Genomic DNA, 24683 nt, shown 5'->3' on the forward strand with positions numbered 1-24683 from the left:
GAACAACAACTTTTTTGATGTTATTTAGTGCCTGAACGAAAACCGTCTTTTTCGCCAATCTCTGCGTCCGGCTCAAATTTTAATCCTCAAAATACGTCGAGTATTCCTGCGGTTAAAATTTTCGCCGTCCTTGACCTTGACGAAAAATCCTGGTTTTCGTTCGGGCACTATTTAGAAGAAGATGTCGTTTTTATTCAGCCCATGGCAACAGGCTCTCCCGGAAAAAACAGCTGAATATGTCACATTAACAAAAATATAAAAATCAATCCGCCGGCTGTCAAATAGCAGGGACAGGCCCGGCCATCCAGGGAAATGCCCGGGGATAGATGGGGTGCTATTGTCACGGGGCCTGCAGGCGCACCCGGGGTGGGACAGGGTTTTGGTGATAGCTGGATGAGGCAAAAAATTGTTTAAAATCAAAATGTTGGATTCAGCCGCAGAGAAGTTCGGGTTGTATTGTGAAAAATAAGATATAAATTGATCTGCTGTGGCTTGTGAAAAAATGAGCTGAAACGCTGAGTTCAGGTGAAAAACAAATCGCATGACAGGAGTTTGATTCGATATATGGGCCGGGATGAAATCCGTGTGGTCAACGCACGGCAGAACAATCTTAAAAATATCAATGTGACCGTGCCCGTGGGCGCGGTGACGGTTGTCACCGGCGTGGCCGGGGCGGGAAAGTCGTCTCTGGCCTTTGACGTGCTTTATGCCGAAGGCTACCGCAGGTACGTGGAAACTTTTTCCCCCTATGCCCGCCAGTTTCTCGAGCGGCTGGACCGGCCCGAGGCAGACCGCATCGACGGCGTGCTGCCGGCCATATCCATTGCCCGTACCTCACCGGTGCAGACATCGCGTTCCACCGTGGGGACCATGACCTCCATTGACGATTACCTGCGCTCTTTGTTTGCCCGGGCAGCCGATCTTTACTGCCGGGGCTGCGGCCGGCCGGTGCAGCGGGAAAGTCCGGAGCACATTTTTGATACCCTGCTGGCCCGGGCCTGGGAGCGGGCCGCACTGATCTGTTTTGCCCGGCCCGTGGGGGATGCAGGCCCGGGTGATGTGCGTGAGACGCTGGAGCAGGCGGGTTTCTCCCGTGTGCTGGAGCAGGGATACGCCCTTCGCATTGAGGAGGCCGGCCTGGATTATGGCGGGATAGAGCCGGTGACCGTGGTGCTCGACCGGGTGAAAATCCGTCCTGATGCCCGAGCCCGGATCATTGATTCCATTGAGGCGGCTTTGCAGTTCGGCCATGGGCGGATCCAGGTGCAAATGGCAGACAGCCGCGAGACCCTGCATTTCAGCAACAGCCTCCATTGTCCGGTCTGCGATATCGACTATGCCGAACCCGCAGCCGCCCTGTTTTCCTTTAACAATCCAGTAGGCGCCTGCGAGACCTGCAACGGGTTTGGCCGGATCATCGACATCGACCCGGACCTGGTGATTCCGGATCCCGGGCAAAGCATTGCCGGCGGAGCGATCCGGCCCTTCCAGACCCAGACTTATTCTGCCTGCCAGAAGGATCTCATGGCCTGGATGCACAAAAAACGGCTGCCCGCAGACACGCCCTGGCAGGACCTGGATCCGGATCTGCGGGAGCGGATCTGGCAGGGGGACGGGTCATGGTACGGGATTGCCGATTTTTTTGACTGGCTCAAAAGCCGCAGGTACAAAAAGCACGCCCGGATCTTTCTGTCCCGGTTCCGCCGGTATCTCACCTGCCCGGACTGTCGGGGTGCCCGGTTAAAGCCCGGCTCCCTGTTGTTTCAGATAAAGGACAAAAATTTTGCCCAAATCCAGCAGATGGCTATCCAGGATGCCCGGGATTTTTTTCGTGATTCGGATCTGGCAGGCACTGACCGGGCAACGGAAATGCTGCTTGCCGAAATCCGGGACCGCCTGGGGTTTCTCTGCGACGTGGGCCTGGGTTATCTGTTCCTGGGCCGCCAGTCCAGAACCCTGTCCGGAGGAGAGACCCAGCGGGTGACGTTGGCCACGGCCCTGGGGGCGTCATTGACCAGCACCCTGTACGTGCTGGACGAGCCCTCGGTGGGGCTTCATCCCGGTGACAAGCAGCGCCTGGCCGGGGTGCTGTCAAAGCTGGCCGCAGCCGGAAACGCGGTTGTGGTGGTGGAGCATGATGCGGCGTTTATCAGGGGCGCGGACCGGATCATTGACCTGGGCCCCGGCCCGGGCATCCAGGGCGGCCATGTGGTGCACCAGGGAACCCCGGCCGGTCTGCTCAAGCGCAAAAACTCCAAAACCGCCGCATATTTCCGAGGGGATCTGCAGATTCCCCGGCCGGCGCATCCCCGGAAACCCGGGGCAAAAAAGCTGAAAATCACCGGTGCCCGGGAGCACAACCTCAAAAACATCGATCTTGAAATTCCCCTGGGCCTTCTGGTGTGTGTCACCGGGGTGAGCGGTTCGGGAAAATCCACCCTGGTGGATCATGTGGTGTATCGCAATCTCCGGCGGCAAAAGGGGCTGGAGATCATGGAGCCGGGCGCATGCAGCGGCATTTCCGGCCATCATCATGTTTCCGATGCCGTGCTGGTGGATCAGTCCCCGCTTTCCAGAAACACGCGAATGAATGCGGCCACCTACATGGGTGTACTGGATCCCATCCGCACCGCCTTTGCCGGCACCCGGGCGGCCAAACAGATGGGGCTGACAAAGTCGGCGTTTTCCTTTAACACCCCGGCCGGGGCCTGCCCCCACTGCCAGGGCGCGGGATACGAGCGGGTGGAACTGCAGTTTCTGCCAGACGTGTATGTGAGATGCCCGGGATGCGACGGCCGGCGATTCAGGCCTTATGTGCTTGACGTGCATTTCCGGGGCCATCACATTGCTGACGTGCTGTCTTTGCCGGCCAAGGACGTGGCTGATCTGTTTTCGGACCGGCCGGCCGTGGTGGACGCACTTGCGCCCATGATCGACATCGGCCTGGGATACCTGTCATTGTCCCAGTCCGCCCCCACCCTTTCCGGCGGCGAGGCCCAGCGCCTGAAGCTGGCCAGGCATCTGGCCCGGGCCCGGCACGCGGAAAACTTGCTGTTTCTCCTTGATGAGCCCACAACCGGCCTGCACCCGGACAACGTGGCTGATCTGGTGGGCTGTCTGCAGCAGCTTGCCGATCAGGGCCATTCAGTGGTGGTCATCGAGCATGACATGGACCTGGCCCGGTCTTCGGACTGGATCATTGACATGGGACCTGCGGGCGGAGATGAGGGAGGATGCATCACGGGCCAGGGCCCGCCGGAGCATATCACCGGCCTTGACACCCTCACGGCCCGGGCCATGCAAAACATTGCCCCGGATGTCTCACAATTTCCGGAATCCGCCGGCCGGCGGGGCAAAGCGGTTTCGGGCAAAAGCATTTCCATCCGCGGCGCCCGGGAGCATAACCTGGCCGATATTTCCGTGGAAATTCCCAAAAACCGGCTGGTTTGCGTCACCGGGGTAAGCGGTTCGGGCAAATCCACCCTTGCCTTTGATGTTTTGTATTCCGAGGGAAGGGAGCGGTTTCTGGATTGTCTGCCGGTCTACGCCCGCCAGTACATGCAGCCCCTTTCCCGGCCGGACGTGGACCGGGTGGATTCGCTGCCGCCCACCGTGGCCCTGGAGCAGAAAATTTCCCGGGCCGGGGCCATGTCCACGGCCGGCACCGCCTCTGAGGTGTATCATTACCTGCGCCTGCTGTTTTCCGCCCTGGGATCGCCATTTTGTCCCGGCTGCGGGGTGGCCGGCCAGACAGCGGATGCCGCGGAAATCACCCGCCAGATCCTGCAGCGGTTTCATGGCAAAAAAATCAGAATTCTGGCCCCCCTGGTGCGCAAGCGAAAGGGTTATCATGCAGACGTGATTGCCCGGGCTGCAGCAGACGGTTTTGCATTTGTGCGCATTGACGGAAAATTTTATGAATCCGCCGCCCCGCCGAAGCTGGACCGGTATGCCATCCATGACGTGGAGGCAGTGACAGCCGAGGTGATGGTGGACCCGGAGCAGCCGGAACAGATCCGCGCCGGGGTGAAAACCGGTCTGGAGGCCGGGGCCGGGGCGGTTATCGTCACCGAGCCGGGCCAGAAATCCGGCAGCCGGGATTATTTTTTTTCTACCCGCCGGGCCTGTCCCGAGTGCGGGGCCGGACTGCCCCAGGCCGATCCCCGGCTGTTTACCTGGAGCCAGCAGTTCGGGGCCTGCCAGGTGTGCCAGGGCACGGGCCGGGTCAAAACCGATGATTCCGACACAGACGCGCCCGTGTGCCCGGCCTGCAGCGGCACCCGGCTGCGGCCCGAGGCCCTGGCCGTGAAAATCAACAATAGAAATATCGGCGAAGTGGCCGCCATGACCATATCCGGAGTCCGGAAATGGCTCCATGGGCTTGACGCGGTTTCAGCAGAGGTCAGCCAGCGGGTTCTGCCGGAGATCAATGCCCGGCTGGAGTTATTGGAGCATCTGGGCGTGGGCTACCTGACCCTGGACCGGCCCTCCAACACGCTTTCCACGGGCGAAGCCCAGCGGGTTCGGATTGCAGCCGAGATTTCCTCCAACCTGCGCGGCGTCTGCTACGTGCTTGATGAACCCACTGTGGGGCTTCATCCCAAAAACGCCCAGGCTCTGGTTTCGGCCCTGTGCGAGCTTAGGGACCGCGGCAACACCGTGGTCGTGGTGGAGCACGAGGAGCCGGTGATCCGTGCGGCAGACCATGTCATTGACCTGGGCCCGGGCGCCGGGGTGGACGGGGGTCGGATAGTGGCTGCGGGAACCCCCCAATCCCTGGAAAAAAATCGCGCCTCTGTCACCGGGCAATGGCTTGGCAGCAGTGCTGCCGCAGATCTGTGGCGAAGAAGCCTTGAAAACTGCCCCTGCCTGACCATATCCGGGGCGAGCTGCCACAACCTGTCCAATGTGTCCGTGGATTTTCCCCTGGGCCGGCTGGTGTGCGTCACCGGGGTGAGCGGGTCGGGCAAGTCCACCCTGGTAAGGGATGTCACCTTCCGGGCTGTCCGGGCGGTCCTGTCCGGCCGGCCCCTGCCAAAGACCCTGGCCGGGCTTTCCGGTATGGAATGGATCAAAAGCGCCAAAGAAGTGGATGAATCGCCCATCGGCCGGACCCCCAGATCGGTTCCGGCCACTTACGTGGGGGTCATGGATGAAATCCGGCGGGTTTTCGCCATGATCCCCGAGGCCCGCGCACGGGGATACACAGCGGCCCGGTTTTCCTTTAACGTCTCCGGGGGGCGCTGCGAGGCCTGCGGCGGTCAGGGCCGGCACCGGGTGGAAATGCCGCTTCTGCCGGTGGTGCATATCCCGTGCGATGTTTGCGGCGGACGGCGGTACAACCCCGAAACCCTGGCGGTGCGATTCAAGAATCGGTCCATTGCCGGGGTGCTGGACATGACCGTTGACGAGGCCCTGGATTTTTTCAGCGCGTTTCCGAAGCTTGTGGGTTCGTTGCAGTTTTTATCCGATATCGGCCTGGGCTATGTGAAACTGGGCCAGCCCAGTCCCACTTTGTCCGGCGGCGAGGCCCAGCGCATGAAACTGGCGGCAGAGCTCACCACAAGGTCTGCCGGCGGCGGGTTTTACGTGCTTGACGAGCCCACCACCGGCCTGCACATGGCAGACGTGGCAAAGCTTGTTTCCGCGCTTCAGCAGATGGCGGACCGGGGCGATACAGTGGTGGTGATCGAACATGACATGGATTTGATTGCCGCGGCCGATTGTGTCATTGACATGGGCCCCGGCGGCGGGGAAACGGGCGGAAAAGTGGTGGCCCGGGGCACTCCCGAGACGGTGGCCGCCTCGGCTGATTCCTTGACCGCCGCGTATTTGCGGGAAAAACTGGCTGCCCAAAAATGATGCGAGAAACAGCCCCCGGCAGCTCACCTGCAGGGGTGTGTCTGCCGGGGGTGTTGTGAAAATAACTACTTCTTCATTTGCTGGTTGAAAAGGGCTTCGCTCTTCTGGGCGGCCTGCTCGGCCTCGTCAGCAGCCATTTTGGCTTCGTTTGCGAGCTTTTCGGCCTCCGATAAGGATTTGCCGGCCTCTGCCTTGGCTTCCTCGGCGTCTGCTGCGGCCTGGTCAATCTTTTCCGTGTTGGCGTTGACCTGCTCCTGGAGTTCATTGAACTGGGCCGTTGTGGCACAGCCCGACACCATGAGGGCGACCACTGCAATAAATGCGGCCATCAGGGTCCAGACAGTCTTTTTCCGGTTGTTTTTTGCCATGTTGCTACCTCCTTTTTTTATGGTTGGTTCAGATCGGTGACACTGCCCACGGCTTCGGGTACGCCGCGCCGGGCTGTCACCACTCGTTGCATCCGCTGCTGGTCAATGCCTGAAAACAAGCCCCTTTGTCTTAACAGGGCCTCGGCATGAGCATGCATATCCGGGATTATATCATGAATATCCGGGTGTACCTCCAGAAAAATTTTATTTCCCTGTATCCCTACCTTAACCGGGGCGTAGATGATTTCCACCCGGTCGCCCACAGCCACTTCATTGAAAAAGATCTCAACATGCTCCGGATACATCCGGATGCATCCGTGGCTGACCCTTCTGCCGATGCCCCAGGCAAAATTGGTGCCGTGGATCCCGATCTGATCGTCGTCCAGGCCGATCCAGTAGTCTCCAAGGGGGTTGTCCGGCCCAGGGGGCACCACGGCCCGGCCCACTTTTTGTCTGGAGCCCTCGGGCACGGTCCATTCCGGATTTTTCACACGGGAAACAACCCGGGTGTCTCCCGTCGGGGTGGCCGCCCCCTGCCTGCCGATACCCACAGGGTAGGTCTTGACCAGATTGTGCTCCGGAAAAAAACGGTATAGCCGCATTTCCGGGATATTGACCACCACTTGCTGGTATCGCGTGGGCGGCAGCACCCAGGTTCTGGGAATGACAATTTCCTGTCCCCGGGGAGGCAGCCAGGGGTCCATGTCCGGATACATAAGTTCCAATTCATTGTATCCGAGCTCATAGTTCCGGGCAATATCGAGCAGGGTTTCCCCGGACCTGACAACATGGACCTGTTCATAGCCCACCCGGTTCATGACCGGTGTTTGAACATCTGCCATCATTTGTATCTCATAGCGGAAAGCCGCACCAAACGCAGTACCAGTGCAGATTATGCAAAAAAGGGCGGCCACACAGGCAGCCCGCAGGCAATCCATCTTCATGGCGGCGCCCTTCAGGAGATGGTCAGTCGGGTTATGGAATGCCGGCGGGTATCCACCATGCAGAATCCGGGATTGCCCTCTTTTCCCATCACATCACCCGGGTTGAGCAGAATGGTTTTTCCGCTCTGTTCCTGCCGGGGCATGTGGGTGTGGCCGAAGCAGACCAGGTCGTATTTGCCCGTGGCAGCCAGGCCCTCGGCCATCAGGGGTTCATGGGTGAAGCCGATAGAAAATCCCTGAAAATCGATTTCCCCGAGTATCCCGTAAAGGGTGATCAGGCCGTCTGAGGCTACCGCGGTTTTTGTGAGCAGGTATTTGTCCCCGTCATTGTTGCCAAACACGCAGTGAAGGGGTATCTGCGCCTGCTGAAATTGCTTTAGCATAAACGGGGCAATGATGTCTCCGCAGTGAATAATGGCGTCGGTCTGCTGTTTGCCGATAATTTCCAACGCCTTTCCGGCGTTTTGGATATGGTCGTGGGTGTCGCTGAGTACCGCGAGTTTCATAAGCGTATTTTTTTCTCCGCCGGTCCGGTTACAGGGTCGTTTTGTAAAAGCTTTTCACGATTCTATCAAATCTTTATTTTTTCGTCTTCATGTGTCAATGATAATGGCTTTAAAGGAAAATTTCAACACAGGGTGCTTGTTTGAAAAGACCATGAAACCGGATTCTTCCAGAAATATTGCCGAAAACAAGTCCCGGCAGGCTTCTGCTGATGCGCCTTACGACAGGCGTCAGGCCTCCCGGTCTCTGCAGTTGACGGGTAGTTTGAGCGTTCTGGCGTCGGCTTTTTTATTTTACCTGGCCACGGCTGTGATTCGTTGGGCGCAGCAGGACGTGGTGATCGCGGCCTCGTATTTCGTGTTTGCCCGGTTTCTGCTGGGCTTTTTTGTGATCTGCGGCCTGCTGGCTGTCCGGCGAAAGGGCCCCCGGGTTGTCCGGCTGCATTTGCTTGTGGGGCGCACGGTGTTTAACTGCCTGGCGGTGTACTGCTTCTACCAGGCTGTTTCCGTGACCTCCCTGGCAGAAGGCAATATTTTAAACATGACCTATCCGGTGTTTCTGGCCCTGTTTTCCTGGATACTGCTCAAACACCAGCGGGATCACGTGGCAGCGGCCATGGTGGTGGTGGCCTTTGCCGGCATCTGGCTGATTTTGTCTCCGGGAAAACTGGAGTTGCGGTTGGAGAGCCTGTGGGGGCTGGCTTCGGGTGTCAGCGCGTCTTTTGCCATTATTTATCTCAACATCAGCCGGCTGCACCATGATTCAGATACCATTTTGTTTTATATGTTTGGCCTGGGCGCGATTATCATCTATGCCATGTTTTTCCGGGAGATTTCCGTGCCCGACGCCAAACAGTTGTATTACCTGGCCCTCTGCTCGGTGCTCGGCGTGGGCGGCCAGTACCTGTTGACCCTGGGGTTTAAGTATGTCACGGCCGTGGAGGGCGGGATTCTGTCATCCACCCGGATTCTGCTGGCTGCCGTGCTCGGACCGGTGGTGGCCGCGGATCCGGCCCTTTCGTCGGCCGGCTGGCTGGGTGCCCTGCTGATTTTCACCGCCAACGTGGTGCTGACCCTGCGCAAATTCAGACAGCCGGCTATTTTGGAAAAACAGCAGGGAGAACATTGACATGACCGCTGAAGACTTGTTTGCATATCTGCCCGCACACCGGCTGGAACACCACAGAAACGCCCTTGCCCTGGTGCCGGAAAAAAATGATCCGGATCCGGGGGTGGCGGTTTTTCTCATGGATCCCAAAACCGGATATCATACGTTGACCTGCAGTTGCAAAGCCGCCGCTGGCAAAAAACGAAAATCAAGATGTCCGCATATCAAACAGTTGTCAGAAGCCCTGCGAAAGGTCCCGGATCCGGCCTCCCGGTCCTGGCTGGATACCTTTTTCCGGAAAACCCCGTGGTATGAGACCGCCGCAGCCCTTCACCAGGCCTGCCCGGTCAGTTCCGGGTCCCTGAAAATCAGTCCGGACACATCTTCTGATACCGGTGAAATCCGGGTATGGGGTCCGGACACAGAGCTTTTGGCCGCATTTTCACCCGACCCGGAAGACTCCGAAAAGGCGGCCCTGGAAAAGCAGCTGCTCCTGGAACGCACCAATCTTTGCCCCCAAAAGGACAATCCCTTTCACCGGGGCCGGGTCATGGATATGCTGGCCCGGTTGACCCTTACGGAAACCGAGCGGCTCATGGCCCTCCAGGAGGTGATCAACCGCCGTCAGGCCCTTGAGCAGAGTTTCTGGTTTCGCCTGCTTTATCATTTTCGAAACGTGTCTGCAGATGCAGGGCCGGGTTTGGCCACTGAACTGGAACAGGAAACCGGCCGGTATATCATCGCCTGTACAGACCGCAGCCGGGCGCTTCGCATTGTTGTTCCCCGAAAAGGGGTGATGCGCGTGCAAAAGCAGCTCCAGAATATTTTTCCCGGCACCGGCCAGGTGGTGTGGCCCGAATCCCTGGAATCCATTGTCAAGGTTTCGGCGGATGAGAACAATTATCTGCGCCTGACCCTCTGTCTGTTGCTGCATTTGCCGGACGGCGCCACTGAGGCCATTGAACGCAGCCGCCTGAAAAAATACTGGTACGGGGATGCGGTTTATATCCCGGACAAAAATGTGCTGGCCACATGGAAGGCAACCGACAGGTTCGGCCCGGTCTTTGGCCGGCAGTACACAAAAAGGATCAAACCCGAACGGGTCCCGGAAATCATCGATAAAATGGGAGATATTTTTTCACCTCCCAATATCATTGATCCCAGCGCAAAACGGCTCAGGCTGCACCGGCAATGGGACCGCATGGAGATTGCGGCCGAGGCCGTGGACCGGGACTGGTGCTGGCTGGCTGTGTCCTATGGGTTCGGGGAAAACGTGACCGTCCGCCTGGCCGATATTTACGCGGCCCGCAGGGCGGGGAAGAAATATCTTCCCGTGGATGACGGATGGGTGGAAATCCGGGATCTGGACCTGGGGCCGGTTGTAAAACTGCCGGGAAGCCCGGTTTCCGCCCAGCTTGCAGACGGCAGAAAAACCCTGCAATTGTCACGGATGGATCTTTTGCGGATCCAGGCCGCATCCGGCGGAAATCTCCGGGTCCGACCTCAGGGGGATGCACCTTCCAAAAGCCTTTCGGCAATCCTGGACATGCAGCCGGCAACCCCCGTCACCCGGCCGGCCGGAATGGCCACCGGTCTGCGCGGTTACCAGGAAAACGGGCTTCAGTGGCTAAGTTTTCTTGCGGAAAACCGCATGGGCGGGCTTTTGTGCGATGAAATGGGTCTGGGCAAAACCCACCAGGTCATGGCGCTCATGGCATGGCTTGCGGAAAACCGGCAAAAGCCGGCGCCCTGTCTGGTGGTGTGCCCCACCACGGTGATCTCTCATTGGGAGCGCAAAATCCGGGAGCATGCACCGGGCCTGCAGGCATCGGTTTACTATGGTGCCGGCCGGGAGATGGCCGACCTTTCGGTTCCGGGCATGGTGATGATTACCTCCTACGGCATACTGTTGCGGGATGCGGCGGTTTTGCAGGGTATCGGGTTTGCTGCGGCGGCATTTGACGAAGCCCATTTGATCAAAAACCCGGACACCAAATCCCATGCCGCGGCACACGCGATCCGGGCGGATCTGAAAATTGCGGTCACGGGCACCCCGGTGGAAAACCGGCTAACGGATTTAAAGGCCCTCATGGATCTGGTGCTGCCCGGATGCCTGGGAACAGACCAGGAGTTTGCCCGTCGCTATGAAAACGCAGGCAGGCACCGGCGCAAAGAGCTGCAGCGGCTGATCCGGCCTTTTACCCTTCGCCGGACAAAGGATGCGGTGCTCCACGAACTTCCGGAAAAAATAGAGGACATCCGATACTGCCGGCTCACAGATACCCAGGTGCGGCTTTACCGGGATGCGGTGGCCGGCCGGGGCAAAAAGCTGCAACAACAGCTGGCGCGCGGAGATGCCGATATTCCCTATATTCATATTTTCGCCCTGCTCTCTCTGTTAAAGCAGATCTGCAATCATCCGGCTTCGGTGGACCGGGGGTCAGTCCCCAAAAACTTCAAAACGGATCAGGCAGCCATGGATTCCGGAAAATGGGAGCTTTTTGTGGAACTGCTGGATGCCTGCCTTCAAAACGGGCAGAAGGTGGTGGTCTTCAGCCAGTTTCTGCCCATGATCCGCATGATCATCGCTCACCTTCAATCCATTGGCGTGGAATCGGCCGGCATCACCGGTCAAACCCGGGCCCGGGGCCGTCAGATCGATCGGTTCAATAATGATCCGGAATGCCGGGTGTTTGTGGGCAGTCTCAGGGCCGGCGGCAGCGGGATTGATCTCACCGGCGGATCCGTGGTGATTCATTACGACCGGTGGTGGAATGCCGCCAAGGAGGATCAGGCCACAGACCGGGTCCACAGAATCGGTCAGAACCGGGGGGTGCAGGTGTTTAAACTGGTTACCGAAGGAACCCTGGAAGAAAAGATTTCAGCCATCATTGACCGCAAGAAAAACCTCATGGCCGACGTGATTGCAGAAGATGATCCGGGCCTGCTCAAGACCTTTTCCCGGGACGAACTCATGGACCTGATCTCTTTGCCGGAATAGGTCTGTTATGTTTTTGATAAGCCTGTAAAAAGTCTGATTTCAGATGGCGCCATCAGTGCTTGGTTCTATAATTTTCGCATGATGCCGACCCGGTGGCGGTTTGCTCCCTGCTGACCGCTTGCGCGCTCAATGCGACTTGCAAACCACCTCCGGGCCGGCATCATGGCCGACTGTGTGCAAAGTTTCACACCAAGGGAGTCCGGAGCAACACATTCAAGTCTTGGAAGTAACATCAAAAAAAGTTGCCGTTAATGCTGGATCCCGGGGTTTGGACCGGGAAGAACGCCTCCAAGGAAGTCCAAGGGCGGGGTCGGCTTTTGAAGCGACATTGAGCGTTTTTGCGTGAAAAATTCAAACTGTTTGAGCAAGGCAGAGCGGGTCTGTCAATTTTAAGCAAAGGCATTTGATCAATCCGCAAAAACGGTCAGGAGCGAAAAAGCCGACGCCGGCCGCAGGGCTTCCTTCCTGCAAAACATCAGACATGGATGTCAGGTCCCAAACAGGTCCGCATGGGTGCCGGTGCGCACCAGCCAGAGGTTTTCTTCATCGACCCTGTAAATTAATATCCAGTCCGGTTCCAGGTGCAGATCCCGATACCCTTTCCAGTTTCCTTTGAGGCGATGATCTTTAAATTGCCCGGGAAGCGGCTGTTTTTCAACAAGCCTCTCAATTGCGGCTCTGAGCTTTCTGGTATCTTTGCCCCTGCGTACCGCCAGGGCCGTATCCTTTTCAAACCGGGTTGATGTATGGATTTTGCGCGGAGCCATCAAATACCAAGCTGATGGTAAAGATCCGTGGTGTTGTCATAAGTTTTGACATCTCCGTTTTCAACGGCTTCAATGGCTGCAATGGTTTCTGCGTTGGGCATTTTTCGGCAGGCGATAAAAGAGCGCATCAATTCCCGGATAATCTGGGCTGCCGGCCGATCCATGCTTTCCGCCAATTCCATGAACTGATTGCGCAATTCCGGATCCATTTTGATGGATATCTGGACGTCTTTATTTTTTTTTTTTGTTTGTTTCATTGTGTTTATCCCTTTTTCAATGATTTAAGAAAATATTAGTGCGTGGCAGATGGATTGTCAATCAATGCCGGAAAAATATTCTTTGAATATCTTTAGAATGTTTTTTTAATTGACGCGCCGGGAGGGTTTCCATATGGCCCGGGCTGCGGCGATGATGATGTACTGGGCGGTGAAATACAGGGTGATGTTGATGCTCCGGCCGGCCGGGATGGTGATGAGAAACTTGTTGACTGCAAGGACCACGTCCGAGGCGATAAATATTAAAGCCCCGTAAAAAAGGAGCCGGTCTGCGGCCGGCACCAGTAGCGCGCCGATACTCATGGCCACAATCACCACAATGTAGAGCACCACGGGCTTGAAAAGCGCCTGCTCAATGCCGGAAAACAGCCATATCATGGCCGCGGCAAAGATCACCATTGCCGCGGTCACGGCGGTTTCAAACCCGCCGGGCAGCCGGGCATACCGGAAAAACAGCAGGGTGTAAAACAGGTGTCCGGCCAGAAACGCGGCCAGGCCGAAGACAAACAAGGCATCATAAGGCAGGTCCAGCAGGATGTCGCCGGCCACTGATCCCAGCAGGGCCCCGGCAAGGCAGAACCGGACAAAGCCGCCCATATCCCGGAGGACCAGCACCAGCAGGGTGGCCACGGGTACCGCCTTTGCCGCGGTCCGGGCAGGGCCGCTGATGCCGGCTGCCAGCATCACAAGAAAGGCGGCCGCGCCCAGCGCAAAAACCAGGCTGTATCCGTTGAAATTAAATTTTTGAAGGTTGCCGCCGCCAAATTCCGGCTCTGACTGCATAAGGCCTTCTCCTGTGCTAAAATGTATATCCAATGGCAAAATGAAACGCGCCCGGGCTTTCGCCTTCCCGGCGGTCGAGCTTCCAGCCGTACATGGCGCCCACCGGGCCGATGGGGGTGATATAGCGCAGACCCAGGCCGGCAGAGGTCCGGAAATCATCATTTCCGGCATCTGAAAGGGGGTTTCGCACGGCACCGGTATCCAGGAAAACCGCGGCTTCCAGGTTTAACCCCAGATCAAAGCGAGCCTCTGTGCTGCCCAGGATTGCGGTGCGGCCGCCCACCGGGTCGCTGTTTTCGTCAATGCGCAGCTTGTTTTCGGAAAATCCCCGCACGTCAGCGGTCCCGCCCAGGAAAAACAATTGATCCTCCGGGACCCGGTCATTGTCCCCGTAGGGGTCAATATGGCCGATGCGGCCGTGAAACGCCAGGGTCAGCCGCTTTGTCGGGGAGTAATACCAGCGCGTGTCAAGCCGGTACTTGAAAAAGTGGTCCAGGTCGTTGTCAAGGCCCCGGGATGCGTCCACGGATGCTGAGACCCGCACCCCACGGGTGGGGCGAAGAAACGAGTCAGTGGTGTTGTATGTCAGGTTGGGCGAAGCTGTGATAATGGAGCGGGACCTGTATTCTTCGGCTTCGTCTTCAGGTATGGGCTGGTCATCGGTTCTGTACTGCTCCCGGGATTCGTAGCGAAAGTTGAGCCCTGCGTTTAAATCCGGTGTCAGTATCCTCGAAAACCCCAGGGACGTGCCGTACATCCGGGTTCCGAAATCCTTGTTGAGTTCCTCTGTTTCCTCCGCGAACAGGCTGGCCCCCGCTGAAATCCGGGTGCCGAAAAATCGCGGCTCGATCAGGTCCAGGTCCGCCCGGTAGCCGATCTGGGAAAATTCCAGTTCCGCGCGCAAGGTTTTGTTTAAACCCAGCAGGTTCCGGTTTCCGGCCGCAGCATTGACATAGAGCTGCCGGCGCGTGTCATATCCCAGGGCCAGTTCTGCAAAATAAGGCTTTACCTCCTGGATTTCGGCAATCATATGGATCTTCTCCGCCTTTTCCTCCAGGCCGAAGGTTTTAAAACGGGCGGTGTCCACGGCGTTTAAGCTGCGGATATTGCGCTGGGAGGCCAGAAGATCTGACAGGGAAAAGGGATCGCCTTGCTTGATATCCATTTCCCGGTCCAGGATCCGGCGCCGGGTGTGAAAATTGCCTGTAAAAAAGGTCTCACCCATTTTTGTTGCCGGGCCCGGGTCAATAATGTAGGCAATGTCTGCCCCGGTTTTGTCCTGGCTTATGGAAACCCGGGGCTCAACTGCCACATGGGGATACCCCTGCTCGGAAACCGCTTCTGCCAGAGCGGTTTGATCCTCCTTGACCAGATACCGGCGAAACGGGGTCCCGGGCTTCATCTCCAGCATGTCCACGGCCCGGTCGTTGTCAATAATGCCTCTGTCTTCCACGCTGACTTGGCTGACCATGGTCCTGGGGCCTTCATCAATATGGATCTGCACCGGGACAAGGTTGGTGTCCTGTTTGTCCGGTGCCTTGCGGGTGTCCACGCTGTAATTGATTTCTGCGTTTCTGTAGCCGGCCTCCACGTACAGGGCATTGATCGCCAGCAGATCCTCCCTGAGCACATCTTCTGAGTAGGCGCCGGAATAAAGCAGTCCCGGCAGTGCAGTCAGCATCTGCGCCTTTATGCGTTTGTCGGAAAAGTGGTTGTTGCCGGAAACGGAAACAGAATCCACCATGTGAAAAGGTCCTTCGGTGATTTCAAAGACAACGGGTTTGACTGGCGGCCGGTTCTGCCGGGTTTGCTTTTCTTCGGTCCGGATTTGGACCTCCGGATACCCGCGGGACCTGTAGCGGTTTTTTATGTTCCGGACGCTTTTTCGCAGGCCCATGCCGTTTTTGTTGCCCTCTGTGAAAAGCACCACCTCCTTTTTCAGGGTCATGTTCCAGAAGGCTTGATTTCCCTTAAACGAAACCTCGTACAACGGGCCCTCATGGATTGTAAACCGCACCCGCACATTGCCGTTTTTCTGTTTTTTTTCCACTTTGGCGTCAATTTCGGCTTCAGCAAAACCTTTGCCGCGGTAAAAGTGTTCAAGGGCTTTGATATCCTCCCGGAGCTTTTGCTCCACAAACCGCGACGGCCCGCCCAGCAGCAGGGAAGACTGCCAGGTGGAAAGCCGCATCTTGAGCCGGGCGGATGAAAAGGCTTGGTTTCCCTCGAAGCGGACCGCTTCCACATGGTAAAACGGCCCCTTGTCAATTGTCAGATCAAGTATGCAATGATTGCTGTCCGGATCCTTTTTCACCGAAATAGAAGCTTTGGGCCGGATATAGCCCTCCCTGGCAAACAAGGATTCCACCCGGGATTGCTGGTCCGGTAGATTTTCCGGAACACAGGGGTCTCCTTCGACAATGGTCATGGCGTTTCGGATTTCGCGCTCCAGCAGGGGAAAGCCCCCCTTGATCCGGATGTTCTGGATCCGTTCACGCGGGGTCAGCCGGAAGACCACTTCCATGGGATCGGCTGTCCAGTCCGGGTCCGGGATGTTGATGGCGGCAAAAAGCCCGGAGCGTTTGAGCGACTCTAGGGACCGGGACAGGCGCTGGTCTGAAAACGGCTTTCCCGCCTTGATCGATATGATGCGCCGGGCAATGCCGGAGAGTCTTTGCGCATCTTCCGGATCTCCGGTGATTTCAATTCTGACTGCATCCACCACCGGTTCCGGCAGGACAGTCTGTTGAGCCCAAAGCGCCGATGTTCCCGTCATCCAGATCGTCAGGCCGCAAATGCCGCATATAAAAAAAACCGAAAAATACCGGCGCAGAAATTGTGTCATTGCGATTTTTTCACCTTTACCGGAATTCCAGCCGATAGCGCATTTCTCCGCCGAAATCGCCTTCAGTGTCCTGGAAGGCGTTGACCGAGAGGTTTTCCAGAAGCTTGTAGATACCCGTGCTCTGCTGCACCAGTTCGCCGCTTTTGCGCTCCACTCCGTATTTGACAGTCAGGCGCCGGGAAAGCTCCTTTCCCAGGGTCACCCGCATTTGTTCGCTTTCCTCGGCTTCTGTAGCGTTTCGTTTGTATTCCACCTCCACTATATCAAGGCCGGTGCCCCGCCTCAGGCGGTTTTCCAGGGGGCCGGTGATCAGGCGGGCCAGCATTTGCTCAGGCGCGGTCGCACCCCCGGAGCCGCTGCCGATTTCCCGGGTGGTTCTGCCGGTGGCCAGCAGGGAAATGATATCCTCGTCTTCCTCGGGCGGAGTGGAGGAAAGCGCAAAGTCGAGATTTTCAGGTGTTCCCGTGATTTCCAGGACAATGGTCCACTGTCTTATTTCGGACTCGGCCCGGATGTCGACCTCCGGTTCGATCCGGTAGGGGTCCACAAAGTCGATGACGCCCTTTTGCACGTCAAACTCGGTGTTGCGGTAAGACACTGTGCCCTGTGTAACCTCGGCCCGGCCCGTGAGAACAGGATTTTTCAGACTCCCGCCCAGGGAAAGCTGGGGGCGCACGGTGAGCAGGGCCACGTTGTTGTCCACCATAAAGGAATTTCTGTGTTCGAGGGAGATGTCAAAGGACAGGTTTTTGAAAAAAGGCATCTCAATTTCCGGCATCCGGCTGGGGACCGGGCTCTGGCGTCTTCGCTTGCCCAGTTCGCCTGCTGCATGAAGCAGGTTGAGGTTGAAGTCCCTGTAATAGAGGCCTTCGAGCAGCACCACATCGCCGGTCAGGGCCGCCTGGTTCGGGGTGCCGGAAAAGTTGAGATCCGCATTGAGCTGCAGGTCAAGGGTGTCCGGCACTTCCACGGGCAGCGCCCGGGCCCGGATGTCCATGTTTGTCCTGACAGGTGCGTAGTTTTCAAGATCGGCTGTTCCGTTTACGGAAAACTCGCCCTGGTTGATCCGGCCTGAGAGCCCGGAGACAGTGAGGGCTTTTTGTGTCAGCCGGATGCGGCCGTTCAGGGAATGTACACGCTGTGCTGTTTGCGCAATCGTAAAGCCTGCATCCTGCAGATTGATTTCCGCAAAAATTTCCGGATCGGCAATGCTGCCGCTGATTTCAGCCGAAAGCCGGGCCTGCCCCTCAGGCGCCTCGATTTCAGGGTAGAGTTGCGCGGCAAGCTTTGCCGGCAAAACGCCTTGCGCGGAGATGCGCATGTTCCGCTCCAGCCCGCCGGTGCCCCGGATTGTCAGGGAACCTTCCTGAAACAGGGTGATGCGGTTTTCCGGCAGGGTTATTTCCCTGTTTTCAAATGAGGCGGTAAGACCTACGGCGGAAATGATTTCTTTTTCATGGAAAAACAGATCAAGGGCGGGCAGGTCCAGGTCTGCGCGCGCATTTTCAATATTTGCGGCGTTTCCCTCTGCCCGCAAACTGCCGGTGACAGCCCCGGAAAAACCGCCCATGCCGGCCAGCTTGAAAAAGGGTGCCAGCTGTGTGCCGGAAAATTGTGCTTGAGCCGAAAAATCCCGGGTGGAAAGCGTGTAGGTCCCGTTTAAGGAAAAGGGTTCGGAAATGTTCACCCTTGCTTTTGTGCCTTCCAGCCCGGCGCTGATGTTCATGTCCGGAATCTGCCGGCCTTCTGCAGACAGATCCGATAGGCTGATCAGGGCGTCGATGCCGGGTGCATCCAGGGTGCCCACACCCTGTGCGGAAATTTCGGCTTTGCCCTGGATGCCTGAGTTCGAGAGCCGTTTCAGGGAGGCAAGATCTATGGCGTCGGACCGGATTTCCAGTTCATATTCCCGGTCCATGGAGATCCAGCCCCGGGCCTGCAGGGACTGCTCCTGTGTGATAAAGATTTCAAGCGGGGCTAAATTTATCCGCCGGTCTTTGATGACCGATTGGAGATCAATTGCATCAATGTCCTGCACAGGGGTTTTGAGATTCCGGGCCGCTGCAGTGATTTGGCCTTCGGGATTTTTCAGGCTTCCCCTGATATCCGCCGATACCTGCGCCAGCCCGGAGACCTGCGGGACAAAGTCGCTGATCTGTGCTTCGTTTGTGCGGACGGAAAGATCCAATGCCGGATCCGGCTCGGGCAGAAATGTCTCCGGATCCAGGAGCTGGATCCGGCCGGAAAGCTCGGCCCTTGAAGAAAGGCTTTCCACCAGCACCCGGGGCAGATCCAGGCGGCCTTCGGAAAATTCCACTTTTGCCTCCAGGCGGTCAATGGCGGTATCCATGAAACCCGGGGCAAGGGCGGTGATTTCGGCGTCAACAGCGGGCCGGGCCACATGCCCGGAGATGTCTGCCGCCAGCGTGACGTTTTTCCCTGTTACGCCAGCCACGCCGAATTGTGCTGCAAGCCGGCCCGGTTCGGAAATGCCGGCCCGCGTCCGGAAATCCAGACTGTTTTGGAAAATGTCATAGGCGCCGGACGCTTGCAGGGAAAAATCCGCAGACTCTGCCTTCATGCGCAGGAGATGAACAACGCTTTTTTCCATGCGGGCCCGAGCCGAGACGTTCATGTCAAGGCCAGTACTGTCGCTGTTAAAGGAAATCCCTCCGGCCCTGAGCTGTGCGTCCATGTCTGCAATCAGGTTTTTTGGCAATATTGCCGTGCTCTTAAGGTCGATCCGGCCGGAAACATTGCCCTGAAAAGAATCCATGCCCGGTATTGCCGAAAGCAAAAGATCAGAAACCGTGATGGCCAGGTCTGTGGTCATGGCCTCGGGTTCAAAGGATGGAGTTGTCAATCCCCGGGGAAAAGCCTCTTTGAGGTTTAAGGTGCCGGAAGCACTCACAAGGCCTTTGTAAATACCGGCTTCAAGACGGCTGATATCCACCTGCCGGTCGCGCATCTCCGCCCTGACGGCAATTTTTTCCAGCTCCGCGCCGGGCAGGCGGCAGCCGTCTGAATCCAGCTCAAGCAAAACATCCGGATTGTTGATTGTCCCGTTTGTTTCCGCAGAAATCCTGATCCGGCCGGAAAATTCCGGATCAAGGCTGAGCATCTGCCGGATTTCGGAAAGATCGGCCAGGGCCTGGATTCGCAGGTTAGGGGCGGGCTCGGAAAAAAGCCCGGCCACGCTTCCGGAAACCGAAATCTGCAATTTTGCCGACTGCAGCCGGAGTTCAAGGGGGTCAAGCAGACCTTCTGCAAGGGCGGCTTCCAGGACAAAATGGTCAATTGGCGCCTGAATGCCCGCGGTGTTGACCCGTCCGTTTCGGATGGAAAGCCGCAGGCTCCCGGATTGTCCTGCAATGTCCACATCCCGGGCGGAAATGGAGAAATTTTCGAGAAAAACATCCGGCGGCCGACCTGACTCCCGGGTTTGCAGGCGAAAGGTTCCGTCTTCTGCAGCCAGTTCCCTGATGCCGACATTGAATTGCCGGGCAAAGGTTTTTTCTTCGGGCACGCTTTCCGGTGCGGCTTTCTCCCCGGGTGTGACAAATGCATGCACAATGTTGAGTTTTCCGTCAGGCCCGGTTTCTGCAAATACCCCGGGGCTGCGGATGGTGGCTGTTTCCACCAGTATCCGGCCGGAAAAAAGCTTTATCAGGCCGATGTCCACAAACACTTCTTCAGCCGTGATCACCGGCCGGGCGTCCGGGTCCAGAATTTGGATTCCCCGGACCCGGACGCTGCCCTTAAACAATGAAATGTTCTGGCTTTCCCAGTCAATCCGGCCCGGTATGGCGGCGTTGATCCGCTTTTGAATCATGCTGCCGGCGGTGTCTGTGTTGAGAAACACCTGAGCGCCAATGACGGCTGCAACCGCCAGAACGGCTGCTGCGGCCGCGGCAATTGCCAGTATTTTCAACAGCCGCCGGATCATTGCAGCTCCGCTGGCAGGTCAGTGACCCGGCCTGTTTTTTTGATTCTTGTCATGGTTTCTGTTTCAATGAAATCGTATCAGGCGTCTGTCATGGGCACCGGCTGAAAAAAGGATGCAGTGCTTGCGGTATTGTATGAATTTATTATAATATGCTAAGCAACTGTCATTGACAATACTTTAATGGGATTCTGCTGCCATATTCCCTGCCTTTGTCCGGAAAGCAGGTGGACGCTGAATTGATGCTTACAGGAAAATAATGTCAGGAATCAGGATATGCCGGATCTGGAACTGACCCCGGTGGCCCGGGCCGTGATGGAGAAACGATACCTGGCCCGGGACAACCGGGGCAATATCATTGAAACCCCGGAGCAGCTGTTTCACCGGGTGGCCCGGGCGGTGGCAGAGGCTGACCGGATGTTTGACCCGGGCGCATCCGTGCGCAAAATAGCCGGTGCATTTGAGGCGGCCATGACATCTCTGGCCTTTCTGCCCAACACACCCTGCCTGATCAATGCCGGCCGCCCCATGGGGCAGTTGGCGGCCTGTTTTGTGCTGCCGGTGGACGACAACCTGGAATCCATTTTCCAGACCCTTAAGGACACGGCCCTGATCCACCAGAGCGGGGGCGGCACCGGATTTTCCTTTTCCCGGATCCGTCCCCGGGGCGATACCATTTTTCCCGCATTCGGAGCTTCCGGCGGACCGGTTTCCTTTATTGAACTGTTTGATTCAGCCACTTACATCATTGACCGCAACCAGGTCAGACCCGGGGCCAACATGGGCGTGCTCCATGTATCCCATCCGGATATCGAGGAGTTTATCCGGGCCAAGACCCGGCAGCAGGGCCTGCAGAATTTCAACCTGTCCGTGGCCGTGGACGAGCGGTTTTTAAACAGCCTGGAAAAGGGGGGGCATTATCCCCTGATTCATTCGCGCACCGGGGCGGTGGTGGGGGAAAAACCCGCCCGGAAAATCATGGATATGATCGCTGAAAGCGCATGGGAATGCGGAGATCCGGGAATTTTGTTTATTGACCGGATCAACCGGGAAAACCCCACCCCCGGGCTGGGCCGCATCGAAGCCACCAATCCCTGCGGCGAACAGCCCCTTCTGTCCTTTGAATCCTGCACCCTGGGCTCGGTGAATCTGACCCGGTTTGTTTCGGATCAGGGAATCGATTATGACGGCCTGGAGCGGATCGTGGCCCTGGCTGTGCATTTTCTGGACAATGTGATCGAGGTCAACCGCTACCCCCTGCGGCGCATCGAGGAGTGGAGCCGCACCAACCGTAAGATCGGCCTTGGGCTCATGGGGTTTGCAGATGCGCTGATTGCAATGGGGGTGCCCTACCAGAGCCAAAAGGCCCTGGATCTGGCCGAAAAGATCATGGGCTGCATTCAGCAGACCGCTGCCTCGGCTTCGGCCCAACTGGCAGAAACCCGGGGCAGTTTCCCTGGATTCGGACACAGCGTGTTTCCGGAAAAAGGCGTTAAGCGGCGCAGGAACGCGGCTGTGACAACCATCGCGCCCACCGGCACCATCAGCCTGATCGCCGGGGTGAGTTCCGGGATCGAGCCGGTATTTGCATTTGAGCTGCGGCGCAAGGTGGTCGACGAGGTTATCGAACAGGTTCATCCCCTGTATCAGGCCTGCCTGGACAAGGGGCAGACCCCGCCAAAGGAGATCTTTCAGACCGCCTGGGATGTGACCCCTGAGTGGCATCTCAAAATCCAGGAGGCCTTTCAGAAACATACGGACAACGCGGTTTCCAAAACCGTTAATTTTCCGGCCGATGCCACCATCTCAGACATCCGCCGGCTTTTTGACCAGGCCGCTGCCATGCAGGTCAAGGGCGTTACCGCATACCGGGACCACTCCCGCCCGGCCCAGAGCCTTTCGGCCGGCCCGGTGCGGTGCGAAAGATGCGAGTGACCAATTGATGACGCGCTCGTAAAAAGTCGATTTTCAGATGGCGCTGTAAAAAGTTCAAGATCAAGGCTTGCGCGATTTCGAAGAATGCAGCGTACTTATCCGTACGTGAAATTCTGAGAAATCGCGCGTAACGCAGATATTGGACTTTTTGCGGTGCCATCAATTGATCACTCTTCTTCCAGGGTGATGATGATATCGGCCACTGTGGCGCCCTTGCTCTCTTCGTGCACGAGCAGGGGGTTGATGTCCAGCTCCTTTACCTGGGGGCAGTCCGTGACCAGGCTGGACAGGCCCACCAGCAGCTTTTCAATGGTTTCAATGTCGGCCCGGGGTTTGCCCCGGTAGCCGGTGAGGATCTGATATCCCCTGACGCTTCGGATCATCCTGCGGGCGTTATTTCGGCCGATGGGCGCCATCCGGAAGGAAACGTTTTTAAACAGCTCCACGTAGATGCCGCCGAATCCGAACATCAGCAGATGACCGAATCCCGGGTGCCGGTTGACCCCGAGGATGACTTCTTCGCCTTTGGGCGCCATTTTTGTGACCATTACGCCCTGGATTTGTGCATCCGGGTTGTAGTCTTTGGCATTGTTGACGATATCGGTATATGCCTGCTGGGCTTCCTGGCTGGTTTCAATGTTTAACACCACGGCCTTTGCGTCCATTTTGTGCAGAATCTGGGGGGACACCACTTTCATGACCACCGGATAACCCATTTTTTCGGCTTCCTGGCCGGCTTCCCGGGCTGAGCCGACAACTTCAGCGGGCAGAGTGGGAAATCCGTAACACTGCAGCAGGCGAGCGCCGTCATGCTCGCCCAGTACGGTCTTGCCGCTTTTCAGGCATTCGTCCACGATCTTTCTGGCCCGGTCCCGGTCAAATGTCAGGTCATACTGGGGCAGGATGGTTCGTGTCAGCCAGCGGGTGGCTTCATAGAGCATTCCCATGGCCCGGGCCGCGTTTTCCGGAAACGCGTAGACCGGTACGTGGTGCTCCTGCAGGTATTGCACGCCGGCGGATACGTCCACCACCCCCATAAAGCAGCAGATAATGGGTTTGTCCGTGTTTTTATAGGTCTTGACAATGGCCCTGGCCGTTCCGATGGCATCGGTCATGGACTGGGGGGTTAAAATCATGAGCACGCAGTCCACGCCATCGTCTTTGATCACCGCATCCAAGGCGTGCTCGTAGCGTTTGCTCGGCGCGTCGCCGATGACGTCCACGGGGTTGCTGAAGTTGGCCGTGGGCGGCAGGTGCTGGCGCAGGGCCGCATCGGTTTCATCAGAGAATTGCGCCAGTTTCAGGCCGGAGACCTCGGTCATGTCAGTGGCAATGATGCCGGGTCCGCCGGCGTTGGTGATAATGGCGGTGCGGTTTCCCGCGGGTAGCCGGTTCGCGGAAAACACGCCGGCGTAGTCAAACAGTTCATCCACGGTGTCCACCCGCATGATGCCGGCTTCATCAAAAATGGCGTTGTAAACAGCCTCTGATCCGGCCAGTGAGCCCGTGTGCGAAGAAGCGGCTTTTGCCCCTGAGGCGGTCTTGCCGGACTTGATCACCAGAATCGGCGTGGGGCGGTGATCCGAGGTGATGTGCTTGAGTTTGTCCACGAAGTTTTCCCGCATGCGCAGCTCTTCCATGTAGACCATCATCACCCGGGTTTCCGGGTCCTTATGATAGTACTGCAGCAGGTCGAATTCATCCACGTCCGCCTTGTTGCCGATGGAGATAAACTTGGAAAATCCGTATCCCCGGGACATGGCAAAGTCGAGCACGGCTGTGCAAAGCGCCCCGCTCTGGGAGATAAACGAGATGTTGCCATATTCGGGCAGATGGGTGGAAAAGCTGGCGTTTAACCGCACATCCGGGTGAGGGTTGATGACCCCCAGGCAGTTGGGACCCACCAAGGGAATATCTGCCCGGCGGCAGACATCGGCGATCTCGGTTTCGATCTGCGCGCCTTCGCCCCCCACCTCCTTGAACCCGGCCGAGACAATGACAATGCCCTTGACGCCTTTTTCCACACAGTCGCGCACGGCCTGAAGTGCCAGCTTCGGCGGCAGGATGATCATGGCCATGTCCACCGGGTCAGGGATTTCCGTGATGGATTCGTAGCACCGCACGCAAAGGATTGAGCGGGCCTTGGGGTTGACCGGGTACAGGGTCCCTGTGTATTCGCCCCTTAAGATATTGGCAAAAATGTCATGGCCCACCTTGCCGGGAGTCGACGAGGCGCCGAGCACGGCAACGGATTTAGGAGAGAAAATCGCATCAAGTCTTTCCATTATACTCTCTTTCAGATTTTTTTACGTTTGCATTCTTCGAAATTGCACAAGTCTTGATTTTGAA

13 protein-coding genes are annotated in these 24683 nt (G+C 57.4%); 4 read left to right on the top strand and 9 right to left on the bottom strand.

The features are described 5' to 3' along the window. Nucleotides 1-564 precede the first annotated feature (564 nt). The gene (gene uvrA, locus R6U41_RS12850; RefSeq protein ID WP_410270239.1) at nt 565-5862 is read left to right on the top strand and encodes an excinuclease ABC subunit UvrA; all 5298 of its coding nucleotides are present in this window, start codon (nt 565-567) and stop codon (nt 5860-5862) included. Nucleotides 5863-5927: 65 nt separating this feature from the next. Here uvrA and R6U41_RS12855 read toward each other — a convergent pair whose 3' ends face one another. From R6U41_RS12855 to R6U41_RS12865, 3 genes are all read right to left on the bottom strand, one after another. Next, nucleotides 5928-6230, bottom strand: coding sequence for an Lpp/OprI family alanine-zipper lipoprotein (locus tag R6U41_RS12855; RefSeq protein WP_410270240.1), 303 nt, complete (start codon nt 6228-6230; stop codon nt 5928-5930). 17 nt (nt 6231-6247) lie between these two features. Further along, nucleotides 6248-7075, bottom strand: a complete 828-nt coding sequence (locus tag R6U41_RS12860) for a L,D-transpeptidase family protein (protein WP_410270241.1) — start codon at nt 7073-7075, stop codon at nt 6248-6250. Between the two features lie 110 nt (nt 7076-7185). Next, entirely contained in the window at nt 7186-7680 is a 495-nt protein-coding gene (locus tag R6U41_RS12865) for a metallophosphoesterase (protein ID WP_410270242.1), read from the bottom strand. A gap of 151 nt (nt 7681-7831) precedes the next feature. On the opposite strand from R6U41_RS12865, the gene R6U41_RS12870 reads away from it, so the two are divergent. Next, nucleotides 7832-8806, top strand: coding sequence for a DMT family transporter (locus R6U41_RS12870; RefSeq protein WP_410270243.1), 975 nt, complete (start codon nt 7832-7834; stop codon nt 8804-8806). A 1-nt stretch (nt 8807) separates the two neighbouring features. Next, nucleotides 8808-11786, top strand: a complete 2979-nt coding sequence (locus tag R6U41_RS12875) for a DEAD/DEAH box helicase (protein ID WP_410270244.1) — start codon at nt 8808-8810, stop codon at nt 11784-11786. 488 nt (nt 11787-12274) lie between these two features. Here R6U41_RS12875 and R6U41_RS12880 read toward each other — a convergent pair whose 3' ends face one another. From R6U41_RS12880 to R6U41_RS12900, 5 genes are all read right to left on the bottom strand, one after another. Continuing rightward, entirely contained in the window at nt 12275-12553 is a 279-nt protein-coding gene (locus tag R6U41_RS12880; protein ID WP_410270245.1) for a type II toxin-antitoxin system YafQ family toxin, read from the bottom strand. Then, nucleotides 12553-12810, bottom strand: coding sequence for a CopG family ribbon-helix-helix protein (locus R6U41_RS12885; RefSeq protein ID WP_410270246.1), 258 nt, complete (start codon nt 12808-12810; stop codon nt 12553-12555). The genes R6U41_RS12880 and R6U41_RS12885 overlap by 1 nt, the downstream gene beginning before the upstream one ends. A 105-nt stretch (nt 12811-12915) precedes the next feature. Next, nucleotides 12916-13611 carry a lysoplasmalogenase gene (locus R6U41_RS12890; RefSeq protein WP_410270247.1) on the bottom strand — a complete coding sequence of 232 codons (696 nt, stop codon included), beginning with the start codon at nt 13609-13611 and terminating at the stop codon, nt 12916-12918. A 16-nt stretch (nt 13612-13627) separates the two neighbouring features. Continuing rightward, on the bottom strand, nt 13628-16387 hold the full coding sequence (gene bamA / locus R6U41_RS12895) for an outer membrane protein assembly factor BamA (RefSeq protein WP_410270248.1): 2760 nt from the start codon (nt 16385-16387) through the stop codon (nt 13628-13630). Nucleotides 16388-16472: 85 nt separating this feature from the next. After that, nucleotides 16473-20387 (bottom strand): translocation/assembly module TamB domain-containing protein, encoded by a 3915-nt coding sequence (locus R6U41_RS12900; RefSeq protein WP_410270249.1) that lies wholly within the window; start codon nt 20385-20387, stop codon nt 16473-16475. A 288-nt stretch (nt 20388-20675) separates the two neighbouring features. Here R6U41_RS12900 and R6U41_RS12905 point away from each other — a divergent pair, with 288 nt between their 5' ends. After that, nucleotides 20676-22334 (top strand): adenosylcobalamin-dependent ribonucleoside-diphosphate reductase, encoded by a 1659-nt coding sequence (locus R6U41_RS12905; protein ID WP_410270250.1) that lies wholly within the window; start codon nt 20676-20678, stop codon nt 22332-22334. Nucleotides 22335-22501: 167 nt separating this feature from the next. Here R6U41_RS12905 and acs read toward each other — a convergent pair whose 3' ends face one another. After that, entirely contained in the window at nt 22502-24619 is a 2118-nt protein-coding gene (acs, locus tag R6U41_RS12910; protein WP_410270251.1) for an acetate--CoA ligase alpha subunit, read from the bottom strand. Nucleotides 24620-24683: the final 64 nt, after the last annotated feature.

It is taken from the genome of Desulfosalsimonas sp. (assembly GCF_046483245.1).
Classification (GTDB): Bacteria; Desulfobacterota; Desulfobacteria; order Desulfobacterales; family Desulfosalsimonadaceae; genus Desulfosalsimonas.